Consider the following 7144-nt stretch of genomic DNA (forward strand, 5'->3'; position numbering starts at 1 on the left):
GCCGGCCGCTGGCCGGCAACCATAGGGAAACCTGGCAACGGTCCATGGGGCTGCCGGCCAGCGGCCGGCACTACCGGGATGCGTGCCAAGGTCCATGAGGTTGCCGGCCAGCGGCCGGCACGACCGGAGGCGGTCAGAAGCGGTTATCGCCATCCAGCATCCGGCCCAGGCCGCCCAGCACCGAGCCTTCGCCGCGGTTCTGGCCGCCGCCCTGCGGTGCGGCCATCCACATGCGGCCGGCCAGGCGTGAGAACGGCAGCGACTGCAGCCAGACCTTGCCGGGGCCGGTCAACGTGGCCAGGAACACGCCTTCGCCGCCGAACAGCATGCTCTTGATGCCGGCCACCCGACGCACGTCCATGTCCACCGTCGGGTGGTAGGCCACCACGCAGCCGGTATCCACGTCCAGGCGTTCGCCGGCGGCCAGCTCGCGCTCCACCACGCAGCCGCCGGCGTGGATGAACACCCAGCCGTCGCCCTCCAGTTTCTGCATGATGAAACCCTCGCCCCCGAACAGGCCGGTCATGATCTTGCGCTGGAACTGCACGCCGATCTGCACGCCGCGCGCGCCGGCCAGGAAACTGTCCTTCTGGCAGATCAGGCGGCCGCCGTGCTGGTCCAGTTTCATCGCCAGCACCGTGCCGGGGTAGGGCGCAGCGAAGGCGACCTTGCCCTTGCCATGGCCGCTCTGGGTGTAGACGGTGGCGAACAGGCTTTCGCCGGTCAGTACGCGCTTGCCGGCAGCCATCACCTTGCCCATGAAGCCGCCGCCCTGGTCGCCATTGGCGGCGCCGAACACGGTATCCATCTGCACCGTGGCGTCCTTGAACATCAACGCGCCGGCCTCGGCAATGGCGCTCTCGCCGGGATCAAGCTCGATTTCCACGAACTGCATTTCATGGCCGACGATGCGGAACTCGATGTCGTCGGCGCGGCCGCTGGCGGCGGCGGGGACCGGGGGCGGGGTGTGGGGCATGCCCGGGGCCGCGGATTGCAGTTCGGGCACTTCGGCAATCGAGGTCCATCCGCTCATGCCCTGGCACCAGGCCAGCGCGCGCGGGTTGGCCTGCGCGTAGCGGCGCGCGGCCGGGTCATCGAGCGGTCCGATTCGGTCGGCCTGGGCCGAGGCATGGAAGTACCACTGGGTCATTGCGGCGGCTCCGCGGCGCTGGAAAACCCCGAGTCTAGCGAGCGCCCCGGGGGGCAGGGCGACGGGGCCATGAACGGCCGGCATTTGCGGGGCAGGTGCTGTATTGCAACAATTATCTGGTAGCGCCGTTTTACCACCCCTCCAAACACAGCCTACCGCCATGTCCCCGACCCGCACTTCCCGTGGCCGCCCTCTGGTCGCGCGCCCTCTCGTTGCCGCTCTTTCCGCCCTGCTGCCGTTGGCAGCCGCCGCCCAGGAAACCCCTGCCGCCAAGGATCCGGTTGCCCTCGACACCCTGCAGGTCACCGCGCAGCGCCGTGTCGAGAACGCCAAGGACGTACCGGTCGCAGTCAGCGCGATCCAGGGCGAGAAGCTGGATGTACTCGGTTCGGCCGGCGATGACATCCGCTTCCTGGCCGCACGCGTGCCCAGCCTCAACATCGAGTCGTCCTACGGCCGTGCCTTCCCGCGCTTCTACATCCGCGGCCTGGGCAACACCGATTTCGATCTCAATGCCTCGCAGCCGGTGTCGCTGGTATACGACGACGTCGTGCAGGAAAGCCCGCTGCTGAAGGGCTTCCCGCTGTTCGACCTGGCCAACGTGGAAGTGCTGCGTGGCCCGCAGGGCACCCTGTTCGGCCGCAACACGCCGGCCGGCGTGGTCAAGTTCGACTCGGCGCGTCCGTCGCAGGATGCCGATGGCTACCTCCGCGTCGGCTATGGCAGCTACAACAGCTGGAACGTGCAGGGCGCCTACGGCGGCCCGCTGACCGACCGCTGGTCGGCACGCGTCTCGGCGATCTACCAGCGCCGCGACGACTGGGTCGACAACACCCGTGTCGGTGCTCCCAACAGTGGCTTCGAAGGCTACGACGAAGCCGCCGGCCGCGTGCAGTTCCTGTACGAAGGCGATGACTTCGAAGCGCTGTTCAACCTGCACAAGCGCAAGCTCAACGGCACCGCCCGCCTGTTCCGCGCCAACATCATCCAGAAGGGTGGCAATTCGCTGGTCGAGAACTTCGACCGCGACAAGGTGGCCAACGACGGCGTCAACTTCTCCGACCTGGAGACCTGGGGGGGCAGCGCGCGCCTGCAGTGGAACCTCGGCTCGGTGACCCTGCACTCGATCACCGGCTACGAGACCGCCGAATCGCTCAACCGCGGTGACATCGACGGTGGCTACGGTGCGGCCTTCCTCGGGGCCGGCAACTACGGCCCGGGCCTGATTCCGTTCTCCTCGGAGTCGGCTGATGGCCTGCCGCACCATCGCCAGTGGACGCAGGAAGTGCGCGTCGAGTCCAACGAGTGGGGCCGCTTCGACTGGCAGGCCGGCGTCTTCTACTTCGATGAAGACGTGACCATCAACAACTTCAACTACGACTCGCTGGCCCCGGGTAATCCGCAGACCGGCCATGTGGTGCAGAACCAGCGCAACAAGGCCTGGGCGGTGTTCGCTTCGGGTGACTTCGACGTCACCGACCGCTTCAAGCTGCGTGCCGGCGTGCGCTACACCCAGGACAAGAAGGACTTCAGCGCCAGCGTGCTGCAGGCGGTTCCGTTCGGCACCCCGGTCAGTGGCCCGTACCTGGCCAACACCGACGTCAACGACGTCAGCTGGGACCTGAGCGGCGTCTACAAGCTGACCGACGACATCAACGCCTACGCCCGCGTGGCCAAGGGTTTCCGCGCGCCGTCGATCCAGGGCCGCCTGGCCTTTGCGCCGGGTCTGTCGCAGGCCGATTCGGAGAAGGTCATCTCGTACGAGGCCGGCATCAAGGCCGATCTGTTCGAGCGCCGCGCGCGCCTGGGCCTGAGCGTGTTCCGCTACGACGTCGATGGCCAGCAGCTGATCGCCGTGGGCGGTTCCAACAACACCGCCACCCTGCTCAACGCCGACAAGACCATCGGCCAGGGCGTCGAGCTGGACCTGGAGGCCTACCTGGCCGACAACGTCCTGCTGACCTTTGGCAGCAGCTACAACGACACCGAGATCAAGGACAAGAACCTGGCGGTGGCGATCTGTGGCGGCGGCTGCACCATCACCGACCCGACCACGGTGATCAACGGCCAGACCTACGCGCTGGTGAACGGCAACCCGCTGCCGCAGGCGCCGAAGTGGATCCACAACGCGACCCTGCGCGTGGGCTTCCCGCTCAGCGATGGCAGCGAGCTGTACGCCTACACCGACTGGGCCTACCGCAGTGCGGTGAACTTCTTCATCTACGAGTCGCCGGAATTCCGCGGCCGTAGTTCGCTGGAAGGCGGCCTGCGCCTGGGCTACAACTGGGGTTATGGCCAGTACGACGTGGCGGTGTTCGGCCGCAACCTGACCAACCAGACCCGCGTGGTCGGTGCGATCGACTTCAACAACCTGACCGGCTTCCTCAACGAGCCGCGCACATGGGGCGTGGAGTTCACCGCGAAGTTCTGATGCGGTGGCTGCGGTAGTGCAATGAAGAAGGGCCGGCGCAATGCCGGCCCTTCTGTTTCCTGCTTTCTGTAGAGTCGAGCCATGCTCGACTGCCATGAGCCGAGCATGGCTCGGCTCTACAGAGGCATGGCTTACAGCGCGCTCTGCGGGCGCACCTTCAGCACCGCATTCTCGGTGGCGCAGTCGCGGCTGGAGTGCCGACCGGCCTTGCGCGCCGCCTCGATCTCCTTGCGTGCGGCCAGCAGGTCCTTGTTGAACGCCGCGTTGTCGTGCAGGCGGGCCACGGCGGCGGCGCCCATGAAGCGGCCTTCGAGGATGTCGCTCTGCCAGTGCACGTTGCACACCAGGCGGCTCTCGCCGTAGTTGCGGCCGCGGGCCTGGATGGCATCGGCGCGGTCCGGCGCGATCTCCGACAGGATCAGTGCCCAGGCCCAACCGATCGAAGTGTGGCCGGACGGGTAGGAACCATTCCTGCGCAGGCCGTCCTCGTCCTTCGGCGAGCAGGTCGGCTCACCGTTGACCATGAACGGGCGCGGGCGCTGGTAGTGGTTCTTGGCCGCCTTGGTGGCGGCGCTGGCGTCGATCCGGCTGCGCTCCAGCAGTCGATACAGCGCCGGAGTCTTCACCGCATCGACGTCGATGTCGGCGGCGCAGGAGAAGTGGTTTGCACCTTCGGGGAAGCCGAGTTCCGCATCGACGCCGGCCTGGGCGAAGCGCGGGCTGCCACGCAGCGCGCGGGCTTCACGGCTGACCTGTTCGTCCAGGGCGAGGGCGGCCGAACCGGCCACCGGCGGTGCCGGCACCAGATCGAGGCTGGCCGGAACAGCGCTCTTGTCCAGATAGCCCACGGCCTTGGTGGTGATGTTGGCTTCGACGGCGGTCGGTTTGGTGGCCGTGGCAGCACAGCCGGCCAGGGCCACGGCAACGGCGAGGCCGAGCAGCGGGCGGGCGGGGTGGGAAATCAGCGACATGGACGGGCTCCGGAGGAAAAACACCGCGTCATGATCGCAGCCCGTATGCGGCACCGCAGTGGCCATCGGTCATACGGCCAGACCCGGCATGGTCATCACAGGAGATGAAGGAAGAACGTCATCGAAGCGTGCCAGTCTGCTGAATCCGGGCGCAGCGCACGGACTTTCACGCGCCTGCACCGCGAGCATCGACACAACGGTGGTCGAGATGCCGTCCAGTTCCAGCCGGGTCGGGGGGATCCGAAGACAGAGGGAGAGAAGCGATGCGCAGCACCGCAACAGGAAGTACCGTCCTGGCCCTGCTCCTCGGGCTGGCAACCGCCCCGGCGCAGGCCGCCGATGTGGTCGGCGTGGCCTTCGTGCATGGCACCGGCGCGCAGACCAATGCCACCCAGGACTACTGGCAGCCGGCGATCATCGACACCGTGCGCCAGGGCCTGCCCAACAGCAGCAACTACGTCGTCATCAACTGTGACTTCACCCAGTACATGTGGAAACCGGAAGCGGCCGGCTGCCTGGCCAACCAGCTGACCAGCTTCATCGACAGCCGTGGCATCACCCAGCTGGTGGTGATCACCCACTCCAACGGCGGCAACGTGATGCGCTGGATCCTGTCCAATCCGACCTACGACAGCCGCTATCCGAAGATCATCCGCACGGTGCGCAAGGTCAACGCACTGGCACCGTCTTCGGCGGGCACGCCACTGGCCGATGCGGTGCTCAACGGCAATACCTTCGAAACCTCGCTGGGCTGGCTGCTGGGCTACAAGAACGACGCGGTACGCCAGCAGCAGGTGGCCAGCATGGCCACCTACAACGCGCAGAACCTGTACGGCACGGCCGGTCGCCCGGCGCTGCCCAAGCCGTTCCGCGCGGTGGTCGGCAGTGACGTGGAATCGGCGGTGTGGGACAGCAACAGCTACTGCGGTGGCTATGCCGCCAACGTCGGCCTGGAGTTCACCCAGAACTGGTTGTCGTCCTGCTCCGATGGCTTCCTGGAGTGCAGCAGCCAGAAGGCGGCCGGCACCACCTGGTTCACCGACAAAGCGCGCACCCAGGGCGCAGAACCGCTCAGCCACAACCAGAGCCGGCGCGAGTGCTTCGGCCTCGGCACCCTGCTGCGCAACGACCTGACCCAGTGAGGGAGATGACCATGACGACCCATTCCACCCTGCTGGCCAGTGCGGTGCTGGCAGTACTGTCCCTTTCCGCCGCGCAGGCCGCGCAGCCTCTGCAGGCGGCCCGCGCGGGCGACCAGGTGCCTGCCGCATTGGTGGCCGCGCCGCTGCCTGCCGATGAAAGCGAACACGCGCCGTTGTCGTTTGCCTGGGCGCTGGACCCGGCACAGCCGCTGCAGGCGGCCACGCCATATGCCTCGGTCAGCCGCAGTTACTGGCAGCAGGTCGATGGCACGCAGCTGCAGCGCGGCCTGGACCTGCCGCTGACGGCGCCGGATGCGGTGATCCAGCTGAGTCCGGCCGCAGGAGCCCGCGCGCTGCCGGCCAACACCCTGCAGGTGCGCGACCCGGCTGGCCGCAGCAGCGTGGCCCGCAGTGTCGATGCGCGCGCGCTGCAGGATGCCGGCATGCCGGTGAGTGATGGCAGCAGCATGCTGCGCACCGGCGCGACCAGTGCCGCCGGTGCGTACACCCTGCAGAGCACGCAGGCGCAGGGCCGCTATGTGGTGCAGGTGCTGGAGCCGAACAGCCCGCTGCGGCTGGAGGTGCAGGCCAACCAGGCGCAGGTGCTGGCCGGTGGCAACGTGCAGCTGCAGGCACGCCTGCTGGAAGACGGCGCCACCACCGCGCAGCTGGCATCGCGTCGTGGCGGCCTGGGGGGTGAAGCCCTGCTGGTCGCACCGGATGGCCGCAGTTGGCCGCAGCGTCTGCTGCGCACCACCGATGGCAGCCTGCGCGCGCAGGTGCGGATCCCGACCGACGTCGGCACCGTGCAGGGGCTGTGGGAGCTGCAGGTGTTCGCCCAGGCCGATGGCGTGCTGCGCGATGGCAAGGTGGCCTTCGCGGTGGCACGGCCGACCGCGCGTTTCAGCGGCCAGGCAGCACCGGACCCGTCCAGCCGCCAGGTGGCGCTGCCGCTGCAGGTGGCTGCGGCAGGCCGCTACGAGGCACGCGGCACGCTGTATGCCACGGCCCGCGATGGCCGGATGAAGCCGGTCGCGCAGGCACATGCAGCCGCGTGGTTCGATGGCCCAGGCGCCGGCCAGCTGGTGCTGCCGTTCGGCCAGGCCGCGTTGCCGGCCGGTTTTGGCGCACCGTACGAGCTGCGCGACCTGCAGCTGCAGGACCAGAGCCGGATGGCACCGATCGAGTCGCGCGCGCTGGCGTTGCGGTTCTGAGCACGACGGTGGCGGGCCGGGATATCCGGCCCGCTGCATTGCATCCTGTAGATGCGAGGCCGGGGGCGGGGGGTGGGGTTGGGGGTTGGTGGACACCCCCCCAACCACCGGCCGGACAAACACCAAACCACCCACCTCCGCGCGGGCTCGGCTCTAAAGTATGCAATGCAGCGGGCCGGATATCCCGGCCCGCCACCGTCGTGCTCAGAACCGCAACGCCAGCGCGCGCGACTCGA

General features: G+C 68.1%; 5 protein-coding genes. 3 read left to right on the forward strand and 2 right to left on the reverse strand.

Features of this window, described 5'->3' with window-relative positions:
* Window positions 1-133: 133 nt before the first annotated feature.
* Window positions 134-1150: a TIGR00266 family protein gene (locus RCF13_RS03360; RefSeq protein ID WP_061480458.1), complete on the reverse strand. Its 1017-nt coding sequence runs from the start codon at window positions 1148-1150 to the stop codon at window positions 134-136.
* A gap of 160 nt (window positions 1151-1310) precedes the next feature.
* Here RCF13_RS03360 and RCF13_RS03365 point away from each other — a divergent pair, with 160 nt between their 5' ends.
* The gene (locus RCF13_RS03365; RefSeq protein ID WP_061480457.1) at window positions 1311-3581 is read left to right on the forward strand and encodes a TonB-dependent receptor; all 2271 of its coding nucleotides are present in this window, start codon (window positions 1311-1313) and stop codon (window positions 3579-3581) included.
* A 131-nt stretch (window positions 3582-3712) separates the two neighbouring features.
* Here RCF13_RS03365 and RCF13_RS03370 read toward each other — a convergent pair whose 3' ends face one another.
* A complete protein-coding gene (locus RCF13_RS03370; RefSeq protein WP_134969335.1) occupies window positions 3713-4552 on the reverse strand; it encodes a phosphatase PAP2 family protein in 840 nt (279 codons plus the stop codon).
* A 263-nt stretch (window positions 4553-4815) separates the two neighbouring features.
* Here RCF13_RS03370 and RCF13_RS03375 point away from each other — a divergent pair, with 263 nt between their 5' ends.
* Together RCF13_RS03375 and RCF13_RS03380 are read left to right on the forward strand one after the other, a co-directional pair.
* Window positions 4816-5694, forward strand: a complete 879-nt coding sequence (locus RCF13_RS03375) for a hypothetical protein (RefSeq protein ID WP_134969334.1) — start codon at window positions 4816-4818, stop codon at window positions 5692-5694.
* Between the two features lie 11 nt (window positions 5695-5705).
* On the forward strand, window positions 5706-6908 hold the full coding sequence (locus RCF13_RS03380; protein WP_061480470.1) for a DUF4785 domain-containing protein: 1203 nt from the start codon (window positions 5706-5708) through the stop codon (window positions 6906-6908).
* Window positions 6909-7144 lie beyond the last annotated feature (236 nt).

This window comes from Stenotrophomonas maltophilia group sp. RNC7 (assembly GCF_030910085.1).
Taxonomy (GTDB): Bacteria; Pseudomonadota; Gammaproteobacteria; order Xanthomonadales; family Xanthomonadaceae; genus Stenotrophomonas; species Stenotrophomonas sepilia.

What these genes read in the sequence shown, in the direction of transcription:
- RCF13_RS03380 (WP_061480470.1), top strand. Translation starts at nt 5,706, where the DNA reads ATGACGACCCATTCCACCCTGCTGGCCAGTGCGGTGCTGGCAGTACTG.
- RCF13_RS03360 (WP_061480458.1), bottom strand. Translation starts at nt 1,150, where the DNA reads ATGACCCAGTGGTACTTCCATGCCTCGGCCCAGGCCGACCGAATCGGA.
- RCF13_RS03370 (WP_134969335.1), bottom strand. Translation starts at nt 4,552, where the DNA reads ATGTCGCTGATTTCCCACCCCGCCCGCCCGCTGCTCGGCCTCGCCGTT.
- RCF13_RS03365 (WP_061480457.1), top strand. Translation starts at nt 1,311, where the DNA reads ATGTCCCCGACCCGCACTTCCCGTGGCCGCCCTCTGGTCGCGCGCCCT.
- RCF13_RS03375 (WP_134969334.1), top strand. Translation starts at nt 4,816, where the DNA reads ATGCGCAGCACCGCAACAGGAAGTACCGTCCTGGCCCTGCTCCTCGGG.